Raw genomic sequence first — 25,736 nt, forward strand, 5'->3', positions numbered from 1 at the left:
ATCGATTGCCGGGCGAGCGCAAACCCGCCCGGCTCGAAATCCTCAATCGTGCTCGCGGCCGCCCGCACCCATGTAGAGCTCGCTGCCGGTTTCGCGGAACACCTTGCTCATCTCGGCCATGCCTGCCTCCGCATCTGCCGGGGCGGCGGGTGTCGCCGCCAGGAAGGTATCGGCCGACGCATTCTGCTTCGCGGCGAAGTCGCGGACTTCCTGCGTGATCTTCATCGAGCAGAATTTCGGTCCGCACATCGAGCAGAAATGCGCGGTCTTGGCGCCTTCGGCCGGCAGCGTCTGGTCGTGATACTGCTCGGCGGTGTCGGGATCGAGCGACAGGTTGAACTGGTCGCGCCAGCGGAACTCGAAGCGCGCGCGGCTCAGCGCATCGTCGCGCACCTTGGCCGCCGGGTGTCCCTTGGCGAGGTCCGCCGCGTGCGCCGCCAGCTTGTAGGTGACCACGCCCACCTTCACGTCGTCGCGGTCGGGCAGGCCTAGATGCTCCTTCGGCGTGACGTAGCAGAGCATCGCCGTGCCGTACCAGCCGATCATCGCCGCGCCGATGCCGCTGGTGATATGGTCGTATCCCGGCGCGATGTCGGTGGTCAGCGGCCCGAGCGTGTAGAAGGGCGCCTCGCCGCACGCCTCGAGCTGCTTGTCCATGTTCTGCTTTATCTTGTGCATCGGCACATGGCCGGGGCCTTCGATCATCACCTGCACGTCCTGTTCCCAGGCGCGCCTGGTCAGCTCGCCCAGCGTGTAGAGCTCGGCGAACTGCGCCTCGTCATTGGCGTCGGCGATCGAGCCGGGGCGCAGGCCATCGCCCAGCGAATAGGCGATGTCATAGGCCTTCATGATCTCGGTGATCTCGTCGAACCGCTCGTAGAGGAACGATTCGCGGTGATGCGCGAGGCACCATTTCGCCATGATCGAGCCGCCGCGGCTGACGATGCCGGTGACGCGCTTGGCGGTCATCGGGATGTACGGCAGCCGCACGCCCGCATGGATGGTGAAATAGTCGACGCCCTGTTCGGCCTGTTCGATCAGCGTGTCGCGGAAGATTTCCCAGGTCAGTTCCTCGGCAATGCCGCCGACCTTTTCCAGCGCCTGGTAGATCGGCACCGTGCCGATCGGCACCGGCGAGTTGCGCAGGATCCATTCGCGGGTGTCGTGGATGTTGCGGCCGGTGGAAAGGTCCATCACCGTGTCCGCGCCCCAGCGGATCGCCCAGACCAACTTGTCGACTTCGCTCGCCACGTCGCTGGCGACGGCCGAGTTGCCGATATTGGCGTTGATCTTGACCAGGAAGTTGCGACCGATCGCCATCGGCTCGCTTTCCGGGTGGTTGATGTTCGACGGGATGATCGCCCGGCCGCGCGCGACTTCGTCACAGACGAATTCCGGCGTCACATAATCGGGGATCGCGGCGCCCCAGTCCTGCCCGTCGCGGACATATTCCGCCAGCCGCTCACGGCCGAGATTTTCGCGCTCGGCGACATATTCCATCTCGGGCGTGATGATGCCGCGCTTGGCATAGTGCATCTGGCTGACGTTCATGCCCGGCTTGGCGCGAAGCGGCCGCTTCACCACGTTCGGGAACTGCGGCACGCCGGCCGAGCGATCCGGCCCTTTCAGGCCATTGTCTTCCGGCTTCACCTGGCGCGCGTCATAGGCCTCGACATCGCCGCGCCCCAGAATCCAGTCGCGGCGCAGCGCCGGCAGGCCGGCCATGATGTCGATGCGGGCATCCGGATCGGTATAGGGGCCGGACGTGTCGTACACGCGCACCGGCGGCTCGCCCGACGAAGGTTCAAGATGAATCTCGCGCATCGCCACGCGGTGCTTGCCGACATGAATCTTGCGGCTGCCGCGGATCGGGCCAGTAGTAACGCCGATTTCGGTCTTGGCGGGGATGTCGGCCATGGTTCGTCCATTCCTTGCGCTTGCGCGGGGGAGAACGAGCCTTGGGTAAAGACCGCTCCCTCCCTACGCCGGTATCAACCGGATCAGGTTCAGCGGGTCGGGGGCTGCGGCCCCCCTCTCAACCGCCGTGTCAGCGGTCCCCCGGGGAAAGCGCATGTGTAGGCGCAAGCAGGCGAAGGGGCAATCCTCAGAAGCTACAGGCCTCAGAAGGTATAGGCGAGCCCGACTGCCCCATAGAGCTGGTTACGCGAGCCGGCGATCCGCACGATCGGCGATTCCGCTGCATCGTTGAGCAAGCGGCTATACCCCACGCCCGCCACGGCCGACAGGCCATGCGTCAGATCGCCGGTGAGCGACACGGCGGTGTAGCCGGCAATGCTCCAGTCCTTCCACCCCTTGCCCGCGCGATAGACCGGCAGGCCGCTGGCGGCGCTGCCCGAAGGCGTCACGCTGAAATAGGTATTGGCATAGCCATTGCCGACATAATCGGCCGACACGTTGATGCCGACATAGGCCTTGCGGCTGAGCGGCGTGCCATATTCGATGGCGGGCGTGATCATATAGCTTTTGTGGACCGTGCCGACGTCATGGACGTAGGAGACGCTGACGCTCAGCTTGTCATAGTCGCTGGTGAGCACCCCCTGCCTGCCGATGCCGACATAGCCGCCCAGCTCCGCCGCCGCCTTGATCTTGCCCAGCGCGCGCACGCGCACATCGTCGATCCGGGCAGTGCGGTTGAGGTTGAGATTGGCGACCGGCCCCAGCTGAAAGTCCCAGCCGGGCCCGCCCGATGTGGGGATCAGGTCCGCCGACGCGCGGCTGCCCAGCAGCGTGAAGTTAATGCCGGAGATATGGCCGCGCACCGCCGGCACGCCGGTGACGACGCTGTGGTCCGACCCGTCATAGCTGGGCACCACCGCCGCGCCGATCCCGACCGACACCGAATCACGATCGAGATCGGGGGCATCGGCAGATTGCTGGGCGTGGGCGGCGGGCATGAGGAGCAACGGCGCGATCAAAAGTGCGCCGGTCAAACATATGCGAACGAAGGACATCCAGGTCTCCGGGAAAGGAATATCCCGGGCAACGCTGGCCGCCGGTGGCAGTTCCTCTACAGCAGGTAGCGGATGCGCACCTCCTGTCGCTCGCCCGCCGGCGGCACCGCGAACCGCGCCGCCGAGAAGCGCGGCGGGCCGAAGCCGATCGTCGGGTTGCGCGAGAAGCCGAAGCCTTCGCGGGGAATGCCCATGAAGGTGTCGAGCTTGCCATTGCCGTTGGCGTCGTGGATCACCGCCACCGCATAGTCGCCCGGCGCCAGATCGCCGATCCGCAGCCGCCCCTCGGCTGCCGGAATCGAGCGCCTGATCGCGCCGCGCCCCTTGCGGCAATCCGGAAATTCCTCGGCCGCCGGCGCGATGCAGATCTGCAGCAGCCCCTTGGCCGAGCGCATCTGGGTGAAATCAATCTCCAGGCTGGCGAGCGGCATCGCCCCCGGCAGCAGCGTGAGCAACACTGCCCCGGCCGCGCACCGGCCGGCGATCGAAACTGCCCAGCCCCTGGTCGGTCCCGCAAAGCCGATCCCAGAAGCGGAAATAAAGCCCATAATTGCACCCATATCGCTCATGATGGCGCTGGTGATGACTGGCCGTAATCACCCACGCTCCCAATGGCCCCCGCCAAACCCAGGCCGGAAAGATTTCCCAGCCCATATGGTTGGTCACTCCCATAACCGTCATCACGGTCAGCACCAAGCCAAGTGCGGCGACATGAATCGGAATCACGAAGACCAGCAGCGGAATCACCAATGCGCCCGACAGCGCCTCGCCCCAATGGAAGCTCATCGCCGCCCAGGCGGTCGGCGGGCGGCTGGCATGGTGGACCGCGTGATAGCGGCGGAACAGCGCGGGGATGTGCATCCAGCGATGCGTCCAGTAGAACCAGGTGTCGTGCGCCAGCAGGTAGAGCAGCACCGATAGCGGCCAGTACCAGAGCGGCCCGGCATGGATGTCGCCATAGATCCGCGTCCAGCCCAGATTCTGCCAGCCCCAGGCGACGATGCCGGCGGGAATGCCGTAGACCGCCGCCGAGGCCAGGCTCCAGCCGATCTCCATGCGAATCTGGCGGTCCAGCCCGGCATAGAGACCGGGATGGCGCAACCGCGTCGCCAGCGCGAACCCCGCCGAAGCGGCGAGATAACGCACGCCCACGATCAGCGTCATGGCGATCGCGGAGGCAGTTAGGGCGAAAGCGGCGGTCATCGACATCGGGCTAGTCTTTCCCCATCCTGTCCGCAATTCGATACGCAAGATTCCAGGGAAGATGGGGGCGGATATGGCACGGCATGGCGAACGCAGCGTAACGCGGCTGCGCGTCCATTGCCCGGTCAGCGCGACGACGCTCGCGCGACTGGCTGCAGGTGAAGCCGCCCCGGCCGGCGATCCGGTGCTGGCGGCGATGCTGGCCATCGTCCGCGCCGACAATCCGGTCGGCGATTTCGGCGCCTATCGCGGTGTCGTCGAACTGTCGCCGGGCTGGGAGATGTTCACCCCCGGCCCCGACGCGCGCCCGACACTGGGCAGTGCCGCGTGCGAGACGATGTCGCCAACGGTAATCCTGACCCTGCACCTTCCCGCGGAAGCCGGCGCCGAGGCGATCGATGCCGCTATTGCCGCGATCCTGTCGGCCCACCCCTGGGAAGTACCGGTGATCGAGCGGGACGAAAGCCGCCCGATTACGCGCGGCTTACAGACAAACCACCGCATCGCAATATAATCAAAAATCAAATAATACCGAACGGGCTGCACATCAAAGTGCAACTCCAGATTACGTAATAGTCCATACCCGGCCACCCCCGCCCGCAACCTATAATAAACTGGATAAAAACCAGCCTCGGCAGGAGTTGGCTCGTGACCTTCCGGCAGCTTTTACTCGCCTGCACTGCGGGTATCGCCGCGCAGCCTGCGCTGGCACAGTCTGCAGGTAGCGACTCATCGGACGCCAAGCCACGCAGTGCGCAGCCTGCACCCGAAAAGGAAGTCTTTTCGACCGGCGTAGCCAAGGGGCGCGACCGGCTCGACAGTGCGACCTCGACCAGCGCGCTCAAGGCCAGCGAGTTTCAGGAACTGGGTCCGCGTCCGCTGGGCGACGTGCTGCGCACCATGCCGGGCCTGCGCGTCGAAAGCGGCATCGGCGAGGGCAATGCGAACTACACCGTGCGCGGCCTGCCGCTGGCGGCGGGCGGTTCTAAATATATGCAGATGCAGGAAGACGGGCTGCCCGTCCTGGAATTCGGCGATTTCTTCAACATCGCTGCCGATGTCTATATGCGCGCCGACTTCAACGTCGCCGCGATCGAATCGATTCGCGGCGGGTCGGGATCGACCTTTTCGTCGAACGCGCCCGGCGGCGTCATCAACCTGATTTCCAAGACCGGCGACACGCCGGGCGGCGCGGTGCAATTCAGCACCGGCCTAGATTATGGCGAGAAGCGCGTCGATTTCGATTATGGCAACCGCCTGGGCGGCGGCTGGCGCTTTCATGTCGGTGGCTATTACCGCTCGGGCGAAGGCCCGCGCGACATCGGATTCACGGGCTACAAGGGCGGCCAGCTGCGCTTTAACGTCACCCGGCAATTCTCGAACGGTTATGTCCGGGTAAGCGGCAAGTGGCTCGACGACCGTTCGCCGACCTTCGCGCCCTATTTCGTCCGCATCACCGGCACCAACGACAATCCGGTCTATAGCAATTATGCCGGGTTCGACATCCGCAAGGATTCGACTCTGTCGCCCAATATCGGCCCGGTGGTGACGCTGGACGGCGACAACAAGCTGCAGCGCTTTCCGCTCGCACGCGGGATGCACCCGGTGAGCAAGTCGGTTGGATTCGAGGCGCAGTTCGACGTCGCCGGCTTCACGATCAGCGACAAGGCCCGCTATTCGGCCAATTCGGGCGATTTCCTGCGCGTATTCCCCTCTGCGGTGAATACTGTGGCGGCGCTGGCCGCCTCGCAGGCCGGGACGGGCGCAGTGGCGACCTATGCAACCGGCCCCAATGCCGGCCAGCCGGTGCCGGCCAATGCCAACGGCAATGGGCTGCTCGCCTTTTCCTACATGGCCGAAACGCGCGCGCGATCGCTCGACAATTTCACCAACGACTTCCGCGCAACCCGCGTGATCAAGACGGGGGGCGGCGACCTGACTCTTACCGCCGGCCTCTACAAGGCGAACCAGAAACTTTACACCCAGTGGCTCCACGCTGGCATCGACACCGATGTCGCAGGCGATGCCGGTACGGCGATGGTGGATGTGCGCAGCGCCGGCGGCGTGGCCCAGACGCTGGGCGGCTATTACACCTTCAGCCGCAACGGCAGCAAATTCCGCCGTATCTTCGATGTCTCGTACGACATTGTCGCGCCCTATGGCTCGGCGAACTACCATATCGGCAAGCTCGCGATCGGCGGCAGCCTGCGCTATGATCGCGGGCGGGTGCGCGGCAAGCTCTATGGCGCAGATCTGGGCGGTGGCCGCAACGGCATCATCAGCTATGACATCAATGGCGACGGCGTGATTTCCGCGCCGGAGAAGCGGGTTGCCTATCTGCCGCTCGATGCGCCGGCGCCGGTCGACTATAATTACGGCTATCTCAGCTATTCGAGCGGCATCAATTATCGCGTCGCCGAGCCCTTCTCGCTGTTTGCCCGCTACAGCCGCGGTGCGCGGACCAATGCCGACAAGATCCTGTTCACCCCGGCGGTAAGCACGACGACCGGCGATGTGGCCAATGGCGACGACAAATATGACGATGTCCGCCAGCTGGAAGGCGGCTTCAAGTTCCGCAAATCGGGCGCGACGCTCAATGTCACGGCGTTCCTGGCCCATGCGGAGGACCATAATGTCCTGAACGGGTCGGCCAACCAAACGATCCGCCGCTACCGCGCCTATGGCTTGGAAATGGAGGGCAGCTTCCGTCGCGGGCCGTTCAGCATCACCGCCGGCGCGACCTATACCAAGGCGAAGATCACCGAGGACAAGCTGGACCCGACACTGACCGGCAAGCAGCCGCGCCACCAGCCCGCCTGGACGCTGGAAGCGACACCGCAGATCGACCTGCGCGTGGTGACGATCGGCGCCAATGTGGTGACCATCACCGACAGCTATGCCCAGGACAGCAATCTGCTGAAGATGCCGGGCTTCACCGTCGTCAACGCCTTTGCACTGGTGCGGCCGGTCCATCGCGTGACGCTGATGCTGAACGCCAGCAACCTGTTCAATACCATGGGCTTCTTTGAAGTGAACCAGAGCGAAGTGCCGGCCAATGGCATCGGCTGGGCGCGCTCGATCAACGGCCGCACCGTTTCGGTTTCGGCAAAGCTGGACTTCTGAGGCGTGCGGCGTGGCCGGTCTTTCCGGCCACGCCTGGCCCCGCTTCACCGCTGCGGACCAAGCTTGGGGTTCCCCCGGCGGCGCGCATGGGCTAGGCCGCCGCGATGCCGTCCACCATCAGTTGCGACGTCGCCATTGTCGGCGGCGGCCTAGCAGGCGGGCTCATCGCCCTCGCGCTCCGTCAGAAAAAGCCCAATTGTGACATCCGCCTGATCGAGGGATCGGGAACGATCGGCGGCAATCACCTCTGGTCCTTCTTCGGCAGCGATGTGGCGCCGCAGCATCGCTGGCTGGCCGCGCCGCTGATCAGCCATGGCTGGCGCAACTATGATGTCGCCTTTCCCGAGCTCCACCGGACGCTGCGGGCGCCTTATTACTCCGTCGAATCCGACCGGCTCGACCGGGTGGTGCGCGCCGCGCTCGGCCCGCGCGCGCTGCTGCTGGGCCGTCGGGCCGCCGACGTGACGCCCACCGCCGTCGCGCTGGCGGACGGCGATCTGGTCGAGGCCGAAGGCGTGATCGACTGCCGGGGCATGGGCGATACCGGCGCGCTGCAGCTCGGCTGGCAGAAATTCCACGGCGCAGAGCTGGCGCTAGCCGATATCCACGGCATCGACCGGCCGGTCATCATGGACGCGACCGTCGAACAGATCGACGGCTATCGCTTCGTCTATTGCCTGCCCTTTGCCGCGACGCGGATGTTCGTCGAGGACACTTATTACAGCGACACGCCGGAGATCGATCTGGACGCCACCGGCGACCGCATCGAAGCCTATGTCGCCGCGCAGGGCTGGGAAGTCGAGCAGGTCGTGCGCGAGGAAGCCGGCAGCCTGCCGGTCGCGATGGGAGGCGACATCGCCGCCTATTGGAACGCGGGCGGTGCCGGTGTCGCCAAGGCGGGCATGAAGGCCGGGCTGTTCCACCCGATGACCGGCTACAGCTTTCCCGACGCGGTGCGCACGGCGGCGCTGGTGGCGGAGACGCGCGACCTTTCCGGCGCGGGGCTGCACCAAATGCTGTATGGCCATGCGCGCACGCTATGGCGCAAGCGCGGCTTCTATCGCATGCTGGCCGCGATGCTGTTCAAAGCGGCCGAACCGGGGGAGCGCTATCGCGTGCTGGAACGTTTCTATCGGCTGGACGCAGGGTTGATCCAGCGCTTCTATGCCGGCCAATCGACCTGGATGGACCGCGCCCGCGTGCTGACCGGCAAGCCGCCGGTGCCGATCGGCCGCGCGCTTGCCGCGATCGGGGGTCGATAATGAAGCGCGCTGCCGTCATCGGCGCCGGCTTTGGCGGGCTGGCGCTGGCCATCCGCCTGCAATCGGCGGGCGTCGACACCACGCTGATCGAAGCGCGCGACCGGCCGGGCGGCCGGGCCTATTATTGGGAGCGCGACGGATTCACCTTCGATGGCGGCCCCACCGTCATCACCGACCCTGCGGCGCTGGGCGAGCTGTGGCGCCTGTCGGGCCATGACATTTCCGAAGACGTGACGCTGAAGCCGGTGCTGCCCTTCTACCGGCTGCACTGGCCCGACGGCACGACGTTCGACTATACCAACGAAGACGGCGTGCTGGCCGGCGAGATCGCCAAGCTCGATGCGCATGACATTGCCGGCTATCGCCGCTTCCTCAGCTATTCCGAAAGCGTCTATCGCGAGGGCTATGTGAAGCTGGGCGCCAAGGCGTTCCTGGACTTCAAATCGATGCTGAAAGCAGCGCCGGCCCTGATGCAGCATCAGGCGTGGCGGTCGGTCTATTCGATGGTCTCCAGCTTCGTGAAGAACGAGAAGCTGCGCGAGGCGCTGTCGTTCCACACGCTGCTGGTCGGCGGCAATCCGATGGCAACCAGCAGCATCTATGCGCTGATCCACAAGCTGGAGCGCGACGGCGGCGTATGGTGGGCCGAAGGCGGCACCAACCGGCTGGTTGCCGGCATGGTCCGTCACTTCGAGCGGCTGGGCGGCGTGGTACGGCTGGGCGATCCGGTCGACGAGATACGGACGCTGGGGGACCGGGTAACGGGCCTGCGCACCGCGAGCGGCTTCGAGCTCGAAGTCGACGCCGTGGCGAGCAATGCCGACATCGTCCACAGCTATCGCGACCTGCTCCGCGGATCGCGGAGCGCCCGGCGGACCTCGGCGCGACTGCTCAACAAGCGCTATTCGCCTTCGCTGTTCGTCGTCCATTTCGGGCTGCGCGGCACCTTCCCCGATATTCCGCACCACATGATTTTGTTCGGGCCGCGCTATAAGGGCCTGCTCGACGACATCTACACGCACGGGGTGCTGAGCGAGGACTTCTCGCTCTACCTCCACCATCCGAGCGCATCGGATGCCAGCATGGCGCCCGAAGGCCATTCGACCTTCTATGCGCTGGCGCCGGTGCCGCATCTGGGCAAGTTCCCGGCCGACTGGCGCGAGGTGGGGCCGATGCTCGAGCAGCGCATCCTCGCCGAAGTGCAACGCCGGCTGATCCCCGACCTGGCGGACCGGATCGTCACCAAATTCCATTACGCGCCCACCGACTTCCGCGACGACCTGCACGCCCATCTCGGCTCGGGGTTCAGCCTGGAACCGATCCTGACGCAGAGCGCCTGGTTCCGCGTGCACAATCGCGACGATGCGATTTCCAACCTCTATTTCGTCGGCGCCGGCACACACCCCGGCGCGGGCATTCCCGGCGTGGTCGGCAGCGCCAAGGCGACGGCCGAACTGATGCTGGGGGAGATTGGCGCGTAAAGCCCCTCACCATTCCCGGCAAAACACGCTACTAGGCCGCGCCATCAGGAGCACTGCATGAAGCGTATCGCCGTCTATTGCGGTTCGGCCAGCCCGGCCAATCCGGTCTATATCGAAAGCGCCCGGGCATTGGGCCGCACTTTGGCGGAGCGCGGCATCGGCCTGGTCTATGGCGGCGGCCGGCTCGGGCTGATGGGCGCGGTGGCCGATGCGGCGCTGGAGGCGGGCGGCGAAGTGATCGGGATTATCCCGACGCTGCTCGTCAATGCCGAAGTCGCGCATCGCGGGCTGACCAGCCTGGAAGTCGTCGAGACGATGCACGAGCGCAAGGCGCGTTTCACCGAACTGGCCGACGGCTTCGTCAACCTGCCCGGCGGCACCGGCACGATGGACGAATTGTGGGAGGCGATGAGCTGGGCGCAGCTCGGCTATCACCGCGATCCGATCGGCCTGCTCAATGTCGCCGGCTATTACGACAAGCTGATCGAATTCTGGCAGCATATGGGAACGGTGGGCTTTGTCCGTCCGCAGCATCAGGATCTGCTGATCGTCGACGACACGATCGACGGACTGCTCGCCAAAATGGCGGCCGCGCAGCCGACCGTCTCGATCGTCCAGCTGCGGCGCGAGCAGCTCTAGGATGCGTTTTCCGGGTCGCGATGCGATCGTCGCCACGGCCGGCGAGTCGATTGCGCGCGGCTCGCGCAGCTTTGCGGCGGCGAGCAAATTGTTCGACCGGCCCACGCGCGAGCGCGCCTGGCTGCTCTATGCCTGGTGCCGGCGCTGCGACGACCTGGCCGACGGGCAGAACCATGGCCATGGCATGACCCGCGTCGCGGACCCGCAGGCGCGCCTGGCGATGATCCGCGAGCGCACGGCGGCGGCACTCGACGGTGCGTGGGTGGGCGAGGCGGCGTTCGATGCACTGCGCATCGTTGTGCAGGAAACGGCGATGCCGCACCGCTTCGCCTGGGATCTGATCGAAGGGTTCGCGCTCGACGCTGCCGGCTGGCGGCCGCAGCGCGAGGACGATCTGCTGCGCTATTGCTACCATGTCGCCGGCGTGGTCGGCTGCATGATGGCAGTGGTGATGGGCGTCTCCCCTCAGGACGAGGCGGTGCTCGACCGCGCGTGCGATCTGGGGCTGGCGTTCCAGCTCGCCAACATCGCCCGCGATCTGGGCGAGGATGCCGAGGCCGGGCGCTGCTACCTGCCCGCCGACTGGCTCGCCGAACTGGGGCTTGCCGCCGAGGCGCCGCTTGCCGACCGGGCGGCGCTGGCCGTGCTGGCACGGCGGCTGACCGACCGTGCACAGCGCTATGAGGAAAGCGCGCGCGGCGCGGCGGCGGCCTTGTCCTATCGCTCCGCCTGGGCGGTGCTGGCGGCGGCGGATATTTATGGCGGGATCGGCCGCAAGGTCGCCGCGCGCGGGGCCGCCGCCTGGGACGCGCGGGTTACGACCTCGGCAGGGGAAAAGCTGCACGCGATTTTTGCTGCCGCGCTGTCCGCGGCCCGGCGCCGGCCCGGTCCGCGGCCCCCGGGTCTGTGGAGCAGGCCGCGCTGACGCGCGTCAGGCGTTGCATCGCGACCGCCTGCGCCCCAGATGGGCACCATGCCTCCCGAAACCCCGTCTGCTGCGGCCGAGCGGCCGATGCTCGCCACCATGCGCCGCTTCCTTCCCTATCTCTGGCCGCGCCATGCGCCGGGGTTGCGGGTGCGTATCGTGCTCGCGCTGCTGCTGGTGCTCGTGTCCAAGCTGGTGCAGATCTATGGCGCGTTCGGCCTGCAGGGGGCGGTGGACGCAATGGCATCCGGCCCGCGCAGCGGGGTTTGGCTGGTCGTGGCGATGACCACCGGCTACGCCGCCGCCCGGCTGGGAACGGTGCTGTTCGAAAACGTCCGCAACGCCGTGTTCGAGCGGGTGGGGCAGGATGCGACCCGCCGGCTCGCCTCCGACGTGTTCCGCCACCTCCACCAGCTGAGCCTGCGCTTCCATCTGGAGCGGCGCACCGGCGCCGTCACCAAGGTGGTCGAACGCGGCACCAAGAGCATCGACACGATGCTCTATTTCCTGCTGTTCAACATTGCGCCGACCATCCTTGAGCTGGCCATCGTGCTGAGCATTTTCGGCACGAAGTTCGGCGGCTGGCTGGTGGGCGGCACGCTGGCGATGGTGATCGTCTATATCGCCTTCACGCGCTGGGTGACGGACTGGCGATCGAAGCTGCGCGAGAAGATGAACGACCTTGATACCGGCGCGGTCGCGCACGCGGTCGATTCGCTGCTCAACTTCGAAACGGTCAAATATTTCAATGCCGAAGCCCGTGAGAGCGCGCGCTACGACAAGGCGATGACCGCCTATATGAACGCGGCCGTCACCAGCGAGAATTCGCTCGCCTGGCTCAATATCGGCCAGGCGATGATCACCAACCTGATGCTGGCGGCCGGCATGGCGCTGGTCGTGTTCGGCTGGTCGACGGGCCAGTTCACGCCGGGTGCGGTGGTGCTGGTCTCGACGTTGCTCAGCCAGTTGTTCCGCCCGCTCGACATGCTCGGCTGGGTCTATCGCACGATCCGCCAGGGCGTGATCGACATGGGGGCGATGTTCGATCTGCTCGACACCAATGCCGAAGTGAAGGACGCCCCCGACGCGCAGCCGCTGGCGATCGCGCGCGGCCATGTGCGGTTCGAAGGCGTGCAGTTCGGCTATGACCCCGACCGGCAGATCCTGAAGGGCATCGATCTCGATATTCCCGCAGGCGCCACGGTCGCGGTGGTGGGGCCGTCGGGTGCGGGCAAGTCCACGCTCGCCCGGCTGATGTACCGCTTCTACGACGTGACCGGCGGCCGCATCACCATCGACGGGCAGGACATTCGCGGCGTTACCCAAGCGAGCCTGCGCGCCGCAATCGGCATCGTGCCGCAGGACACGGTGCTGTTCAACGAAACGATCGGCTACAACATCGCCTATGGCCGCGAAGGTGCGACGCCGGAGGAAATCGCCGATGCCGCGCGCGGTGCGGCCATCGCCGGCTTCATCCAGGCACTCCCCGAGGGGCTGAACACGCGCGTCGGCGAGCGCGGGCTGAAGCTGTCGGGCGGCGAGAAGCAGCGCGTCGCCATTGCCCGCACGCTGGTGAAGAACCCGCCGATCCTGATCCTCGACGAAGCCACCAGCGCACTCGACAGCCGCACCGAAGCGGACATTCAGGCGACGCTGGAAGCGATCGAGCAGGGCCGCACCACCATCGTCATCGCCCACCGCCTGTCGACGGTGGTCCATGCCGACCGCATCGTGGTGCTGGAGGCGGGCCGCGTCGTCGAGCAGGGCACCCATGCCGAGCTGCTGCGCGAAGGCGGCGTCTATGCCGAAATGTGGGCGCGACAGGCACAGGAGCGCGAGGAAGGCGAGGCGCCCGTCGCGGGATGAAATTGCGACGAACCGTGCATATCTGTCGATAGACGGAGGGGTGGAAGCCCGATATATTGGCGGCGTTCCTCGAATCGGAGCCTCTGTCCCCATGCGCGTATCGTTACTTGTAACGGCGCTCGCCGCAGCGCTGTCCTTCGTCTCGCCCGCTTCCGCCCAGCCTGCCCAGCCCAGCCTGCCGTCGCTACCCTGGCGCAGCCTGCTCAACTGGCAGCCCGACAAGGGCAGCGTCACCTACAAATATGACAGTCTGCGCCTGACGATCGCGCCGTCCGATGCGCCAAAGCCGCAGGACCGGGTCGCCGTCGTCACCATCACCCAGCCTGGCATGCAGCCGGTGACGCTGCGCGGCCTGCCGGGCATCAGCTATCGCTTCGGCATCGGCCGCGTCGACGAACGCGTGAAGCAGCCGGCGGTCCTGCTGGAGACCTTCACCGGGGGCGCACATTGCTGCAGCGTGATCGATGTCGCCGTGCCCACGGGAGACCATTATCAGGTGGTGCGGCTGCGGCGGCCGATCGGCAACGGCAAGCGGACCGGGCTGTTCGATGCGACGATCGACGAATTCCCGATCGACATCTCCGGCGACGGGATCGCCGATTTCGTGCTGACCGATGACACGTTTCTCTATCGCTTCTCCAGCTATGCCGGCAGCATGCCGCCGCCGCTGGTGCTGAACATTCGGGACGGCAAGAGCATCGACGTATCGGCAATGCCGGGCCTGCGCCCGCTATTCGAAATGAAGATGGCGGAAGCGCGGGCGGCGTGCATTGCGCCCGCCTCGCAGGATGTCGAACGCAACGGCGCCTGCGCCGGTTATGTCGCCGATGCGGCCCGTGTCGGCCAGTTCGGGCGGGCATGGAAGGATATGCTGGCGCATTATGATCCGCACTCGACGTGGAACAAGGCCGCCTTCGTGCCGGACCTGAAGGACTTTCTGCGCAAGAACGGCTATATCCGCTAGGCATCGAAACGTGCCGGGAGGCGTTCGATGGGGGAGGAGACATTCGGATGCTGATACCGTTCGGACTTGCGGGGATAGGCGTTCTCGGGCTCGCCGGCTGGTCGGCCTGGGTGGGGCGCAAGGCCGAGGAAATGGTACCGCCCGACGGCCGCTTCGCCGATGTCGAAGGCGCGCGGCTGCACTTTGTCGAGCTGGGGCCGGAGGAAACGCCCGACACGCCGCCCCCCGACACGCCGCCCATCGTGATGATCCACGGGCTGATGGGTCAGGTGCGCAACTTCAGCCATTCGCTGGCGGCGCATCTGGCGCGGGACCATCGCGTGATTCTGGTCGACCGGCCCGGTTGGGGGCATTCGCATCTGACCGGTGCTCGCCCCGACCTTGCCGGGCAGGCACGGATGATCGCGGCGCTGATCGAGCAGCTCGGGCTCGAAAAGCCGCTGGTCGTCGGGCATTCGATGGGCGGCGCGCTGGCCCTGGCGATGGCGTTCGAGCGGCCCGATGTGCCGGGAGCGCTGGCGCTGATCGCGCCCTTGACCCAGCCGGTCGATCGCCCGCCGGCGGTGTTCGCCGGGCTGATGGCACCGCTACCGCTGCGCCGGCCGATCGCCTGGACCATTGCCGTGCCGATGGCGGTAGCGCGCGGCCGCAGCAATGCCGTCGCCGTGTTCGCCCCCGATCCGGTGCCGGCGGATTTCGCCACTGCCGGCGGCGGCGCGCTCGCGGCCCGATCCAAATCCTATGAGATGGGAAGCTTCGAACTGGGCATGGCCCGTGCCGCCGTCGCGGCGATGGTGCCGCGCTATGGCGAAATCACGCTGCCGGTGGCGATTCTCTATGGCCGCCAGGATGCGGTGCTCGATCCCGCCGTCCATGGCGAGCGCACGGCCGCGCAGATTCCCGGCGCGCAGCTTACCCTGATCGAAGGCGGGCATATGCTGCCCGTGACGCATCCGGGCGCAACCGAGGCCTGGCTGCGCGAGGTGCTGGCCGGAATGGCCTAGTCCGGCGCGGCTATTTCGCTTCGGCTATCAGCGCGGCGGCCTTGTCGCCGGCCCAGTCAAACTCACCCGACAGGCGCCACACTTCCTTTCCGGCCGAATCGAACAGGATTGTCGTCGGCAGGTTCACGCCGAGCTGGAGCGAGAAGCCGGAATCGGTATCGAGCCACGGCTTCAGCGCCTTGTAGCCATGCTGGGCGAAGAAAGGCGCGACCACGGCCTTGCCCTTCTGGTCCTGGCTGAGCGGAATCACGGTCAGGCGGTCGCCCGCCTTTGCCGCGAGCGCGTCGAGCGTCGGCATTTCCTTGATGCACGGCGCACACCAGGTCGCCCATAGATTGACCAGCACCGGCTTGCCGCGAAAATCGGCCAGCGTCGTCTTCTTGCCCGCCATGTCGGTGAACGCCAGCGTGGGCGCCGCTTCGCCCTTGTGGCTGCGATCAGGCGCCCCAGCAGCCGGGATCGCCGACGCCGCGCTTGCGTTCGCTTGCTGTGGCGGCTGGGATTGCTTATCGCACCCCGCAACTGCAAGGGCGCCCAGAAGGAGAAGACCGATCACCGAGCGCAAGCATAGCTCCAATAGCATGTGGGGTGGGCGCTTTGCCGAAGGCCCGTCCGCGGTGATGCGGGAGATAAACGCCTCTATTCCCTTCGACAAGCGGATGTGGCGCCAGGATCTGCGCGGATCGAAGGCGCATGTCGCGATGCTGGGGCAGCAGGGCATTGTCGGCGCGGAAGATGCCGCCACCATCGGTGCGGGACTCGACCAGGTCGCCGAAGACTTTGCCGCGAACGGCGTGCCCGAGGATCTGGCGCTCGAAGACATTCACATGCTGTCCGAAAGCCGGCTGGCCGAGAAGATCGGGCCGGTCGCCGGGCGGCTGCACACCGCGCGCTCGCGCAACGACCAGGTCGCGACCGATTTCCGCCTGTGGGTGCGCGACGCGATCGACCAGGCCGATGCGGCACTGGGCGCGCTGCAGGATGCGCTGCTGGCGCGGGCCGAGCAGCATGCCGACAGCGTGATGCCGGGCTTCACCCATTTGCAGGTCGCGCAGCCGGTGACGCTGGGCCATCACCTGATGGCCTATTTCGAAATGTTCGCGCGCGACCGGTCGCGGCTGAAGGATGCGCGGGCGCGGATGAACCTCTGCCCGCTGGGATCGGCGGCGCTGGCGGGGACGGGGTTCAACCTCGACCGCGAGGCGACCGCGAAGGCGCTGGGCTTTGACGGGCCGACGCGCAACTCGCTCGATTCGGTGTCGGACCGCGACTTCGCGCTCGATTATCTGACCGCCGCCGCCCAGTGCAGCCTGCACCTCAGCCGGCTGGCGGAAGAATTCGTGATCTGGGCCAGCCAGCCGTTCGGCTTTGTCGCGCTGTCCGACCAATGGTCGACCGGCAGCTCGATCATGCCGCAGAAGCGCAATCCCGACGCGGCCGAGCTGGTGCGCGGCCATGCGGGGCGGATCAGCGGCGCGCTGTTCAGCCTGATGATGACGATGAAGGGGCTGCCGCTCGCCTATTCGAAGGACATGCAGGACGACAAGCCGCCGGTGTTCGAGGCGCACGACCTGCTGGGCCTGAGCATTGCGGCGATGACCGGCATGGTCGAAAGCGCTACCTTTCGGCTGGAGCGGATGCGCGCGGCGGCCGAGGCAGGCTATTCGACCGCCACCGACCTGGCCGACTGGCTGGTGCGCGAAGGCGGCATCCCGTTCCGCGAGGCACACCATATCACCGGCCGCGCCGTGGCGCGGGCGGAGGCCGACGGCGTACGGCTCGATCAGCTATCGATCGATGCGCTAAAGGAAATCGACGCGCGCATCGATGATCGCGTATATGGCGTGCTCAGCGTCGATGCGTCGGTGAACAGCCGCACCAGTTTCGGCGGTACGGCACCCGCGCGGGTTCGCGCGGCCATAGCGGCGGCGCGCAAGGGCCGCGAGGAGGAAGCATGAGGAAGCGACTGCTGTTCGCCACGGGCCTTGCGCTCGGACTGTGCGGCTGCGGCGCGCGCGAGGGCCTTGCCCCCGCGCCGGGGGCCTCGTTGCCGGTTGCGCCCTATGGCGCCGCGGCGACGCCCTCGCCTTCCGCCCTTCTCAAAGCGCCAGCGCAAACCCGCCCCGCCCGCAGCGACGATCTGATCCAGAGTTCGGAAGCGCGGCGGAGCGACGAGTTCGACCTGCCTCCCAACTGATCTGACGGCCCAGGGCCGCACCGAGGTTCATGACCGATTTTTCGATGATCGACGGCCATTTGCACGTCGAAGCTATTCCGCTTGCCCGCATCGCTGCCGAAGTGGGCACACCCGTCTATGTCTATTCCGCCGAGCGGTTCCGGGCCAATGCCCGCGCCTTTCGCGATGCGCTGAAGCCGCTGGGCCGGGTGCATCTGGCCTTCGCCATCAAGGCCAATCCGAACCTGGCGGTGCTCAAGCTGCTCGCCAATGAAGGCTATGGCGCCGATGTCGTCTCTGGCGGCGAAATGGCACGCGCACTCGCCGCCGGCGTGGCGGCGAAGGACATCGTCTTTTCCGGCGTCGGCAAGACGCGCGCCGAGCTGGTAAAGGGGCTGGAGGCCGGGATCGGCCAGTTCAACCTGGAGCTGGAGGAAGAAGGCGTGGTGCTCGCCGCGCTGGCGGCCGAGCGCGGCCTTTCCGCCCGCGCCGCACTGCGCGTCAATCCCGATGTCGACGCCGGCACGCACGAGAAGATCTCGACCGGCAAGGCCGAGAACAAGTTCGGCCTGCCGATCGGCGAGGCACCGGCGATCTTCGACCGGCTGGGCAAGCTGCCGGGGCTGAACCTGCACGGCATTGCGGTGCATATCGGCAGCCAGTTGCTCGGCCTCGCCCCGCTGGAGGCAGCGTTCGAGCGCGTCGGCCGGCTGCTGGCCGAGCTGCGCGCCGCCGGGCACACCATCACCCATGTCGATCTGGGCGGCGGGCTGGGCGTCGCCTATCGCCCGGGCGAAGTGCCGCCGGCACCGGAGGATTATGCGGCGATGGTCGCGCGGGTGACGCAGGGCTGGGACGTCGAGCTGATGTTCGAGCCGGGCCGCACCATTTCCGGCAGCGCAGGCGTGCTCGTCACCGAAGTGCTGTGGGTCAAGCCGGGGGTTACGCACCCCTGGGTGATCGTCGATGCGGCGATGAACGACCTTGCCCGGGTGGCGCTGTACGACGCCTATCACGGCTTTGCCGCAGTGAAGCCGAACGGCGAGCGCTTCACCGCCAATGTCGCCGGCCCGGTGTGCGAAAGCACCGACGTGTTCGTGAAGGCGCGCGAGATCGACAAGGTCGCATCCGGCGACCTCGCCGTGCTGGAAACCGCCGGCGCCTATGGCGCGACCATGGCGAGCACCTACAACAGCCGCCCGCTGGTGCCCGAGGTGCTGGTGTCGGACGACCGCTATGCCGTGGTCGCCGGGCGCATCCGCGCCGAGGAGATCATGGCAGCCGAGCAAGTGCCGGACTGGCTGCAATGAGCCTGACCGCCCTGCCGCTGTTCGTCCGGCTGGCGGGGCGGCCGGTTATCCTGGTCGGCGAAGGGGAGGCGGCCGCGGCGAAACGCCGGCTGCTCGACCGCGCTGGCGCCATGGTGGTGGGCGAAGCGGCGGAGGCCGCGCTCGCGATCGTCGCTACCGAAGCGCCCGAAGCGGTGGTGGCGCGGCTTCGGGCGCGCGGCGTGCTGGTCAATTGCGTCGATCGCCCTGATCTGTGCGATTTCACCCTGCCCGCCATTGTGGACCGCGACCCGGTGCTGGTGGCGATCGGCACCGGCGGCGTGTCGGCCGGTCTGGCCGCGGCGCTGCGCCAGCGGCTGGAGGCCTTGCTGCCACAGGGACTGGGCACGCTGGCCCATGCGCTGGGTGCGGCACGGGCGGCGATGAAGGCGCGCTGGCCGGACCCTGCCGCGCGGCGGCGGGCACTCGCGGAGGCGCTGGGCGAAGGCGGCGCGCTCGATCTGCTGGCGGGCGGCGGCGATGTCGCGGGCTGGCTGGCAGCAGGCGATGCGCCGGCGAGCGCGCTGGTGGCGCTGCGCATTACCTCCCCCGATCCCGAAGAACTCACGCTCCGCCAGGCGCGCCTGCTTGCACAGGCGGACCGGGTCTTCCATCTGGAGGACGTGCCCGAAGCGATCCTCCACCGTGCCCGCGCCGATGCCGCGCGAATCCCCTGTGCCACGCCGCCTGCCGACCCGGGCCCCGGCCTTTCGCTATGGCTGGAAATGCGCGCATGAGCGGCTTTGCCTATGTCGTGAGGGACGGCAAGGTCGAGCAGCCGACGATGCGCGCGGCGCTCGATGCGCAGGGCGGCCTCACCTGGATCCACCTGACCACCAATGACGAGCGCGCCCAGCTATGGCTGGGCGGCGAGGCGAAGCTGTCGCCCTATGTCATCGATTCGCTGACCGCGACCGAGACGCGGCCGCGCTGCGACGCCGTGGGCGAAGGCGCCGTGATCAACCTGCGCGGGCTGTCATCGGAAGCGATGACGGCATCCGACCCGCTGGCGTCGATCCGCATGTACGCGCTGGGCGGCTGCGTCTTCTCCGTCACCCGCAAGCCGCTCAACGCGCTGAAGACCGTGCGCGAGCAGGTGGAGGCGGGCCGCATCCTCGACCCCGGCGACCTGATCGCCGCGATCGCGCTGGCGATTACCGAGGAACTGGACCCGATGGTGGCCGAACTCGGCGATTCGCTCGACGATTGCGAGGAGCAGATTTCGGGCCACCGCGCCTTCGAACTGCGGCGACTGGTCAACAAGGTCCGGGTGCAGGCGATCGGCTATCGCCGCTTTCTCACGCCGCAGCGCGCCGCGATCGAGAAGCTGGCGGCGCTACCCGGCGACTGGCTGCGCGAGGATGACCGGCTGCACCTGGCAGCCGCCGGCGACCGCGCCGCGCGGATGGCGGAGGAGCTGGAAAGCATCCGCGAACGCGCCGCGCTGACGCACGAGACGCTGACCGATCTGCGCGGCGAGCTGCTCGACCAGCGCTCGCTGGTGATCGCGATCGTGGCGATGATCTTCCTGCCGTTGACGTTCCTGACCGGTCTGCTGGGGATGAATGTCGACGGCATCCCCTATGCCCATGAGCCCTGGGCGTTCGACGGTGTGGTCGCGATGTGCGTGGTGATGGCGCTGGCGATCGGCGCCTATTTTCTCCGCCGCCACTGGTTCGACGGGTAAGCTGCCTTCAGGCGGCGGCGCCCAGCGGCTCCGCGCCGCGCATCATCGAACGGCGCAGGCGCTGTTGTTCGGCGCGCGCGGCGGCGAGTTCGCCGCGCAATTCGCCCAGTTCGATGGCGCGCGCGGCAATCCGCGCGTCGAGCGCCATGTTGGCGCGCTTCAGCTCTTCTAGCCGCCCGGCGCGGGCCAGCGTGCGATCCAGGCGCGCCGCCAGCAGATCGAATTCGAAAGGCGGCGCGAAATAATCGTCGGCGCCCGCCGCCAGCGCCCGCGCCGCCGCAGCAGGCGCATCCTGATCGACCAGCATGATCACCGGCAGATCGGCAATGTCGCGGGTGCCCCGGATTTCGGCAAGCACATGGAGCCCGGACATATCGGGCAGATGCTCGCCGACCAGCACCAGATCGAACCCGCGCGCGGCAATCAGGTCCAATGCGCCGCGACCATTTTCCGCCAGCACCACCAGATAGCCGAGATGGCCGAGCCGATGCGCCAGCGTGTTCAACGCGGCGCGGTCACGCCCCACTGCCAGCAGCGACGGCACCGAACGCCGCCGCTCGACCGAAAGCTCGCGAAAGCCGCTGCAATACATCATCAAACGATCCCCGATCCTGACGGACAGGGTTACGGGCAAGCCGTGACGAAAGCGTAAAGGTGGCGGCAGTCAGCGGTTGAGAAAGGTGAACAACTGGTCGACCATCGCTTGTAGAGACGTATCGCAGCGGGCGACAGCATCCGGCTCGCTGGTATTGACGGCGATGCCCATCGGCGTCGGCCAGCCGCGTAGCGCGTGGGTGATGGTACGCAGCGCCTGCAGCGTCGATACCGCCGCCTGCCATCCACCGGCAGTCGCGATCAGCCCCACCGGGCGCCCGTCGAGATAGACACGCGCATCGTCGCGGAGCAGTTCGATATAATCGAGCGCGGTCTTGACCATACCCGACAAGGTGCCGTGATAGCCCGGCGAACCGATGATCACGGCATCGGCGCTGCGCAACGCTTCGATGAAATGCGTCACGCGCGGATCGCCCGCGCCGCTGCCAGGCTCGAAATGCGGGAAGGCAATGGCATCGCCGGTGAGCAGCGTGGTGCGCGCGCCCCGCGTCCGGGCATGATCAAGCGCGGCGTCCAGCATGCGGCCGGTGCTCGATTCGGGCCGGAGCGTGCCGCCGAGCGCAACGATGTGAAGCGGTTCCATGCCTGGTGCGCTAGCCCAAAGCCGGGCTGCGCGCCAGCTTAGCTCCGCATCGACGACCAGGCCGTCGCGATCTCGGAGAGATTGGCGGCCGCCTCACGGAACGGCACGGGATCATTGCTCAGGCTGGCGCGTACCACGCTGCTGCGCAGGCCATGATAGAAAGTCGCGAGCGTGCGGGCGACGTCCCCGCCCTTTTCAAAATCAAGCCCGCCTTCCAGCGCGAAGAGCACCGCTGTAGCGCGCGACACGCGCTCGCTTTTTACCGTGCTGCGGCCCTGTTCGGCAGCCCAGGCGGCGGTGCGCAGCGCAGCGATCCCTTCTTCGTACAGCATCGAGACGAGCCCATGCCGATCGGCACCGCCGGTGCGGCCGACAAGATCGACCTGACGATAGGTAGCCGCCGGATCGGCGGCCAGTCCAGTGGCATAGCGTGTCATTGGTTCTTGTTGTTCCACGCATCGACCTGCTGCTGCAGGAAGCTCTGGGTGCTTTTGTAGCTCGCGACGATCGCGTTCATTGTCGAGAATTGCTGCGTCAGCCGCGTCCGCGTGTCATCGGCGTCGCTGGCGGCCTGGGCCTGATCGTCCGCAACCTGGCTCTTGGCGTTCTCATACGTCGTCTGGCTGGCGCCCAGGCCATAGGTGGTGTTGGCGGCGGTGGTGGCGATGTTGTCGAGCGCGGCGGAAATGCCTACACCGTCCTGGAACATCGCCTCGATCGTCGACGAATTGGTGGCAAGCGCCTTGGTGAGCTGGGCACTGTTCAGCGTCAGCGTTCCGTCGCGATTGGTCGCTACGCCCAGATCGGCGAGGGTATGGGGGACGGAACTGGGGGCACCGGGCACCATATCGGTCAGTGTCAGCCCGCTGAGCTGGCGCAGCATCGTCTGTGCCGCCAGGTCGTTGCTCAGCGGCCCAGAAACGGGATCGGTTGCCGTCGTCAACTGGCCGAGCACGACATTATAGGCGCTGACGAAGTCGTTCACTGCCTGGTTCAGCGCATCTGTGGGCGGGGTGCTGCCCAGATTGACGATCGTGCCCGGGGAGGCCGAGACGAGGTCGACCTCCGCGCCCGGCACCAGATCCTTGATCGTGTTGGTGGGGCGCCGCACGGCGATGCCGTCCATTGCCACCACCGCGTCCTGCGCCGTCGAGTTGATTGTGGTGCCGCTGGCGCCGACGCCGACCGCGAGTTTCGACAGGCCGGGAGCGCTCGAATCCTCGGTGGCAGACAAGGTGAAGGCCTGGGCGGCGCCGGTCGCGCTCTTCAGCACCAGCCGCGAGCCGTCGGTATCGCTCAGGATCGATGCGGTCACCCCGGCATTCTGGGCGTTGATGGCAGCGGCGATGCCCTGCAGGCTGTTGTTCGCGCTGGTAATGGCAATGTTAACCGAAGGCGTGCTGCCGGCGGTGAACGCCGTCATGGCACCATTGCTGACCGTGGCGGTGCCGAATTGGAGCGTGAGCGTGCCGGTGCCGATCGCCGCAGTGGGATCCGCTACCGGTGCAGTGCTCGTCACCTGCGCGGCGGCGAGTTGGCGCACCTCGAACGTCGAGGAAAGATTTCCGACGCTAGCGCCTTGCAACGCGGAGATATTGACGACACCGGTGTTGCTGCTGGTCGGCTGTGCCGTAAGCGTGCCGCCCTGGATCAGCGATTTCAGCGAGCTGTCGAACGTGCTGATCGCGCTCTTGAGCGACGACACGGTCGAAATCTGGGTGGTCAGCTTGTCAGCCTTGGCCGACAATGTCTGGTTGGTATTGTCATATTGGGCGGTGACGAGCTTGTCGACCAGACTGCCGATGTCGATGCCCGATCCCCCCCCCAGCGTCTGGACGATCGACTGACCCGGATTGCTCGACGACGACGTGCTGGTCGGCGTCGGCGTTGGCGTCGGCGTGGACGTGCTGGATACGGAGCTGGTCGTCGTCATTTGGTCCCTCTCCCCGATGAACGGCCGGCGGCGGCCACGTTTTAGGCGGGCCTGCCGATGTGCCGGCCGTTTTCGTCGAACAATGCGCTGTCCGGCACCTTCACCAGCGGCTGGATTCCCCCGGCGCGGGCATTGACCCCGAAGACGAAGGCCAGCACCGTCGCGATTGCCAGATACAGGTCGTCACGCACTTCCTGCCCTTCGCGGCTGGTATAATAGACGGCGCGCGCCAGGCTGGGATATTCGAGCACCGGTACCTTGAACTCGGCAGCCAGTTCGCGGATCGCCAGCGCGGTCTGGCCGCGGCCCTTCGCCACCACCACCGGCGCCTGATCCTGGCCGGCATCATAGCGCAGCGCCACCGAGAAATGGGTCGGGTTGGTGAGCACGACATGCGCGGTCGCCACCGATTTGCGGAAGCCGCCCTTCAGAATATCGCGCTGGCGCTGACGCTGCTGCGCCTTGGTCTCGGGCGAGCCTTCGCTTTCCTTATGCTCTTCCTTGACCTCCTGCTTGGTCATTTTGAGCTGGCTCATATGGCGGAAGATCTGGATCGGCACGTCGATGCCGGCGATCAGCAGCAGGCCAGAGGCCATCACGAACATCAGCGTCAGGAAACGACTGCCCAGCGCGCCCACCGCGCCCTGGATGTCGGAAGCGACCAGCCCCATCGCGCCGCCGGTAAGCGACCAGAGCAGCCAGGCGCCGATCGACCCGAGCAGCACCACCTTGAGCAGCGACTTGCCGAGTTCGATCCAGCCGGTAGGCCCGAAGATGCGCTTCAGCCCCGCACCGGGATCGATCCGCGATGCCTTGGGGGCGAACAATTTGGCGTTGAAGCCGAGCGAGCCGAGCCCCGCCTGCCCCGCCACCGCCGCGATGACGGTGAAGGCGAACAGCCCGATCAGCGCCGGCGCCAGCCGCCAGCCCGCTTCGGCGAGCGGGCGCCACGGCTCGAAATGTTCGATGTCGCCATGGTCGAAATGCAGGCTCGCCGTCATCAGCTCGCGGCAGGCGCGCAGCAGCGACGGCCCCAGCATCGCCATCCAGGCGGCACCTGCCAGCATGATCAGCGCCGCGCCGAAATCGCGCGACTTGAGTATTTGCCCGTCTTCGGCGGCCTTGCGCTTGCGCTTGGCTGTCGGGGCTTCGGTCTTTTCGCCGCCAGCCTCCGACATCAGCCGAGAACCAGATGCTGGGTTGCCGAAAGCCCCTCATGCAGGATGACCTGCAAATATTCGCCCATCGCCGGCAAGGCGAGCAGGATCGCCACCACGCCGAGCGCGAGGCTGACGGGAATGCCGATCGCGAACAGGTTGAGCGCCGGCGCGGCACGGCTGAGCATCCCCATGATGACGTTGAGGCACAGCAACAGAAATCCGACGGGCAGCGCCAGCAGCAACCCGGCCAGAAAGGCATAGCCGCCGAACATGGCGATCGCCAGCAGCCGGTCGGGCGAGAGCCAGGCACCGGGCGGCATTGCGGCATAGCTGCGCACCACCAGGTCGACCAGGACCAGGTGCCCGTCGGTGGCGAGGAATAGCACCGTCATCAGCAGCGACAGGAACTGGCCGAGCGCGGGCGAGCTGGCGCCGCTGTTGGGATCGACGGCATTGGCAAAGCCCAGCCCCATGCCCATGCCGATCACTTCGCTGGCGACCATCGGCGCGGCGAAGGCGATCTGCAGGACAAAGCCCATCGCCAGGCCGATCAGCGCCTCGGCCGCAACCGACAGGAAAGTCGCGAGCGCGAAAATCTCGGTCGGCGGCGTGATGTGCGTGGTGTTGACCACCAGCACGCCGATGCCGCCGGCAAGCGCGATCCGCGCCGGCAGCGGTACGGTGACGGCGTTGAACACCGGCGCCGCGACAAACGCCGCCCCGATCCGCACCATCGCGAACAGCAGCGCCCAGAGATGCGGCTCGATCGAGAGGCCGAAGCCGAGTTCGGTGTTCATCGGCGCATCGCCAGCGTC

Annotated in this window: 25 protein-coding genes and 1 riboswitch; of the genes, 14 read left to right on the forward strand and 11 right to left on the reverse strand. The window is 66.9% G+C overall.

Annotated elements, in window-relative coordinates; genetic code table 11:
• Positions 1-42 precede the first annotated feature (42 nt).
• The 4 genes from thiC to ACT53M_RS09055 all read right to left on the reverse strand — a co-directional run bounded on the left by thiC (position 43) and on the right by ACT53M_RS09055 (position 4,175).
• Positions 43-1,917: a phosphomethylpyrimidine synthase ThiC gene (gene thiC, locus ACT53M_RS09040; protein WP_476232830.1), complete on the reverse strand. Its 1,875-nt coding sequence runs from the start codon at positions 1,915-1,917 to the stop codon at positions 43-45.
• 43 nt (positions 1,918-1,960) lie between these two features.
• Positions 1,961-2,071, reverse strand: a riboswitch (TPP riboswitch).
• A gap of 49 nt (positions 2,072-2,120) precedes the next feature.
• A complete protein-coding gene (locus ACT53M_RS09045; protein ID WP_476232831.1) occupies positions 2,121-2,915 on the reverse strand; it encodes a MipA/OmpV family protein in 795 nt (264 codons plus the stop codon).
• Between the two features lie 113 nt (positions 2,916-3,028).
• Positions 3,029-3,430 carry a DUF2141 domain-containing protein gene (locus ACT53M_RS09050; RefSeq protein WP_476232832.1) on the reverse strand — a complete coding sequence of 134 codons (402 nt, stop codon included), beginning with the start codon at positions 3,428-3,430 and terminating at the stop codon, positions 3,029-3,031.
• Positions 3,378-4,175 carry a sterol desaturase family protein gene (locus ACT53M_RS09055; RefSeq protein WP_476232833.1) on the reverse strand — a complete coding sequence of 266 codons (798 nt, stop codon included), beginning with the start codon at positions 4,173-4,175 and terminating at the stop codon, positions 3,378-3,380. Before ACT53M_RS09055 ends, ACT53M_RS09050 begins: the two co-directional genes overlap by 53 nt.
• 73 nt (positions 4,176-4,248) lie before the next feature.
• Between ACT53M_RS09055 and ACT53M_RS09060 the strand changes: the two genes are divergently transcribed.
• The 9 genes from ACT53M_RS09060 (at position 4,249) to ACT53M_RS09100 (ending at position 15,439) form a co-directional block, all read left to right on the forward strand.
• Positions 4,249-4,689, forward strand: coding sequence for a hypothetical protein (locus ACT53M_RS09060; RefSeq protein WP_476232835.1), 441 nt, complete (start codon positions 4,249-4,251; stop codon positions 4,687-4,689).
• 134 nt (positions 4,690-4,823) lie between these two features.
• Positions 4,824-7,298, forward strand: coding sequence for a TonB-dependent receptor domain-containing protein (locus ACT53M_RS09065; RefSeq protein ID WP_476232837.1), 2,475 nt, complete (start codon positions 4,824-4,826; stop codon positions 7,296-7,298).
• Positions 7,299-7,402: 104 nt separating this feature from the next.
• A complete protein-coding gene (crtY, locus tag ACT53M_RS09070) occupies positions 7,403-8,560 on the forward strand; it encodes a lycopene beta-cyclase CrtY (protein WP_476232839.1) in 1,158 nt (385 codons plus the stop codon).
• Positions 8,560-10,041, forward strand: coding sequence for a phytoene desaturase (locus ACT53M_RS09075; RefSeq protein ID WP_476232841.1), 1,482 nt, complete (start codon positions 8,560-8,562; stop codon positions 10,039-10,041). Before crtY ends, ACT53M_RS09075 begins: the two co-directional genes overlap by 1 nt.
• Positions 10,042-10,098: 57 nt before the next feature.
• Positions 10,099-10,680, forward strand: coding sequence for an LOG family protein (locus ACT53M_RS09080; RefSeq protein WP_476232842.1), 582 nt, complete (start codon positions 10,099-10,101; stop codon positions 10,678-10,680).
• 1 nt (position 10,681) lies between these two features.
• Positions 10,682-11,605, forward strand: coding sequence for a phytoene/squalene synthase family protein (locus ACT53M_RS09085; RefSeq protein WP_476232843.1), 924 nt, complete (start codon positions 10,682-10,684; stop codon positions 11,603-11,605).
• 48 nt (positions 11,606-11,653) lie between these two features.
• A complete protein-coding gene (locus ACT53M_RS09090; RefSeq protein WP_476232845.1) occupies positions 11,654-13,471 on the forward strand; it encodes an ABCB family ABC transporter ATP-binding protein/permease in 1,818 nt (605 codons plus the stop codon).
• 91 nt (positions 13,472-13,562) lie between these two features.
• Complete coding sequence (locus ACT53M_RS09095; RefSeq protein WP_476232846.1) at positions 13,563-14,435, forward strand: hypothetical protein; 873 nt, start codon at positions 13,563-13,565, stop codon at positions 14,433-14,435.
• Positions 14,436-14,482: 47 nt separating this feature from the next.
• Positions 14,483-15,439 carry an alpha/beta fold hydrolase gene (locus ACT53M_RS09100; protein WP_476232847.1) on the forward strand — a complete coding sequence of 319 codons (957 nt, stop codon included), beginning with the start codon at positions 14,483-14,485 and terminating at the stop codon, positions 15,437-15,439.
• Positions 15,440-15,449: 10 nt separating this feature from the next.
• Here ACT53M_RS09100 and ACT53M_RS09105 read toward each other — a convergent pair whose 3' ends face one another.
• Positions 15,450-15,995 carry a TlpA family protein disulfide reductase gene (locus tag ACT53M_RS09105; protein WP_476232848.1) on the reverse strand — a complete coding sequence of 182 codons (546 nt, stop codon included), beginning with the start codon at positions 15,993-15,995 and terminating at the stop codon, positions 15,450-15,452.
• Between the two features lie 25 nt (positions 15,996-16,020).
• Between ACT53M_RS09105 and argH the strand changes: the two genes are divergently transcribed.
• Genes argH through ACT53M_RS09130 form a run of 5 tightly spaced genes read left to right on the forward strand, consistent with a single transcriptional unit; the run spans position 16,021 to position 20,630 of the window.
• Positions 16,021-17,397: an argininosuccinate lyase gene (gene argH, locus ACT53M_RS09110; RefSeq protein WP_476232849.1), complete on the forward strand. Its 1,377-nt coding sequence runs from the start codon at positions 16,021-16,023 to the stop codon at positions 17,395-17,397.
• On the forward strand, positions 17,394-17,636 hold the full coding sequence (locus ACT53M_RS09115; RefSeq protein WP_476228369.1) for a hypothetical protein: 243 nt from the start codon (positions 17,394-17,396) through the stop codon (positions 17,634-17,636). Before argH ends, ACT53M_RS09115 begins: the two co-directional genes overlap by 4 nt.
• 29 nt (positions 17,637-17,665) lie before the next feature.
• Complete coding sequence (gene lysA, locus ACT53M_RS09120; RefSeq protein WP_476232851.1) at positions 17,666-18,925, forward strand: diaminopimelate decarboxylase; 1,260 nt, start codon at positions 17,666-17,668, stop codon at positions 18,923-18,925.
• A complete protein-coding gene (locus ACT53M_RS09125; RefSeq protein WP_476232853.1) occupies positions 18,922-19,680 on the forward strand; it encodes a precorrin-2 dehydrogenase/sirohydrochlorin ferrochelatase family protein in 759 nt (252 codons plus the stop codon). Before lysA ends, ACT53M_RS09125 begins: the two co-directional genes overlap by 4 nt.
• Entirely contained in the window at positions 19,677-20,630 is a 954-nt protein-coding gene (locus ACT53M_RS09130; RefSeq protein WP_476232855.1) for a zinc transporter ZntB, read from the forward strand. The genes ACT53M_RS09125 and ACT53M_RS09130 overlap by 4 nt, the downstream gene beginning before the upstream one ends.
• 7 nt (positions 20,631-20,637) lie before the next feature.
• Here the strand turns inward: ACT53M_RS09130 and ACT53M_RS09135 are convergent, their stop codons facing one another.
• The 6 genes from ACT53M_RS09135 to fliR all read right to left on the reverse strand — a co-directional run bounded on the left by ACT53M_RS09135 (position 20,638) and on the right by fliR (position 25,718).
• A complete protein-coding gene (locus tag ACT53M_RS09135) occupies positions 20,638-21,225 on the reverse strand; it encodes a response regulator (RefSeq protein ID WP_476232857.1) in 588 nt (195 codons plus the stop codon).
• A gap of 69 nt (positions 21,226-21,294) precedes the next feature.
• Complete coding sequence (locus tag ACT53M_RS09140) at positions 21,295-21,828, reverse strand: NADPH-dependent FMN reductase (RefSeq protein WP_476232859.1); 534 nt, start codon at positions 21,826-21,828, stop codon at positions 21,295-21,297.
• Positions 21,829-21,866: 38 nt separating this feature from the next.
• Positions 21,867-22,265 carry a flagellar export chaperone FliS gene (locus ACT53M_RS09145; protein ID WP_476232861.1) on the reverse strand — a complete coding sequence of 133 codons (399 nt, stop codon included), beginning with the start codon at positions 22,263-22,265 and terminating at the stop codon, positions 21,867-21,869.
• Positions 22,262-23,761, reverse strand: a complete 1,500-nt coding sequence (fliD, locus tag ACT53M_RS09150; protein WP_476232862.1) for a flagellar filament capping protein FliD — start codon at positions 23,759-23,761, stop codon at positions 22,262-22,264. Before fliD ends, ACT53M_RS09145 begins: the two co-directional genes overlap by 4 nt.
• Before the next feature lie 41 nt (positions 23,762-23,802).
• Complete coding sequence (gene flhB, locus ACT53M_RS09155) at positions 23,803-24,939, reverse strand: flagellar type III secretion system protein FlhB (RefSeq protein ID WP_476232864.1); 1,137 nt, start codon at positions 24,937-24,939, stop codon at positions 23,803-23,805.
• A complete protein-coding gene (gene fliR / locus ACT53M_RS09160) occupies positions 24,939-25,718 on the reverse strand; it encodes a flagellar biosynthetic protein FliR (protein WP_476232866.1) in 780 nt (259 codons plus the stop codon). Before fliR ends, flhB begins: the two co-directional genes overlap by 1 nt.
• Between the last annotated feature and the right edge of the window lie 18 nt (positions 25,719-25,736).

The organism is Sphingomonas sp. DMC6 (assembly GCF_056314225.1).

Coding starts and splice junctions, on each gene's coding strand:
- ACT53M_RS09125 (WP_476232853.1), top strand. CDS start 18,922: ATGAGCCTGACCGCCCTGCCGCTGTTCGTCCGGCTGGCGGGGCGGCCG.
- ACT53M_RS09060 (WP_476232835.1), top strand. CDS start 4,249: ATGGCACGGCATGGCGAACGCAGCGTAACGCGGCTGCGCGTCCATTGC.
- ACT53M_RS09130 (WP_476232855.1), top strand. CDS start 19,677: ATGAGCGGCTTTGCCTATGTCGTGAGGGACGGCAAGGTCGAGCAGCCG.
- ACT53M_RS09115 (WP_476228369.1), top strand. CDS start 17,394: ATGAGGAAGCGACTGCTGTTCGCCACGGGCCTTGCGCTCGGACTGTGC.
- fliD (WP_476232862.1), bottom strand. CDS start 23,761: ATGACGACGACCAGCTCCGTATCCAGCACGTCCACGCCGACGCCAACG.
- ACT53M_RS09055 (WP_476232833.1), bottom strand. CDS start 4,175: ATGACCGCCGCTTTCGCCCTAACTGCCTCCGCGATCGCCATGACGCTG.
- thiC (WP_476232830.1), bottom strand. CDS start 1,917: ATGGCCGACATCCCCGCCAAGACCGAAATCGGCGTTACTACTGGCCCG.
- ACT53M_RS09140 (WP_476232859.1), bottom strand. CDS start 21,828: ATGGAACCGCTTCACATCGTTGCGCTCGGCGGCACGCTCCGGCCCGAA.
- ACT53M_RS09100 (WP_476232847.1), top strand. CDS start 14,483: ATGCTGATACCGTTCGGACTTGCGGGGATAGGCGTTCTCGGGCTCGCC.
- ACT53M_RS09135 (WP_476232857.1), bottom strand. CDS start 21,225: ATGATGTATTGCAGCGGCTTTCGCGAGCTTTCGGTCGAGCGGCGGCGT.
- lysA (WP_476232851.1), top strand. CDS start 17,666: ATGACCGATTTTTCGATGATCGACGGCCATTTGCACGTCGAAGCTATT.
- argH (WP_476232849.1), top strand. CDS start 16,021: ATGTGGGGTGGGCGCTTTGCCGAAGGCCCGTCCGCGGTGATGCGGGAG.
- fliR (WP_476232866.1), bottom strand. CDS start 25,718: ATGAACACCGAACTCGGCTTCGGCCTCTCGATCGAGCCGCATCTCTGG.
- ACT53M_RS09085 (WP_476232843.1), top strand. CDS start 10,682: ATGCGTTTTCCGGGTCGCGATGCGATCGTCGCCACGGCCGGCGAGTCG.
- ACT53M_RS09045 (WP_476232831.1), bottom strand. CDS start 2,915: ATGCCCGCCGCCCACGCCCAGCAATCTGCCGATGCCCCCGATCTCGAT.
- flhB (WP_476232864.1), bottom strand. CDS start 24,939: ATGTCGGAGGCTGGCGGCGAAAAGACCGAAGCCCCGACAGCCAAGCGC.
- ACT53M_RS09080 (WP_476232842.1), top strand. CDS start 10,099: ATGAAGCGTATCGCCGTCTATTGCGGTTCGGCCAGCCCGGCCAATCCG.
- ACT53M_RS09090 (WP_476232845.1), top strand. CDS start 11,654: ATGCCTCCCGAAACCCCGTCTGCTGCGGCCGAGCGGCCGATGCTCGCC.
- ACT53M_RS09075 (WP_476232841.1), top strand. CDS start 8,560: ATGAAGCGCGCTGCCGTCATCGGCGCCGGCTTTGGCGGGCTGGCGCTG.
- ACT53M_RS09145 (WP_476232861.1), bottom strand. CDS start 22,265: ATGACACGCTATGCCACTGGACTGGCCGCCGATCCGGCGGCTACCTAT.
- crtY (WP_476232839.1), top strand. CDS start 7,403: ATGCCGTCCACCATCAGTTGCGACGTCGCCATTGTCGGCGGCGGCCTA.
- ACT53M_RS09095 (WP_476232846.1), top strand. CDS start 13,563: ATGCGCGTATCGTTACTTGTAACGGCGCTCGCCGCAGCGCTGTCCTTC.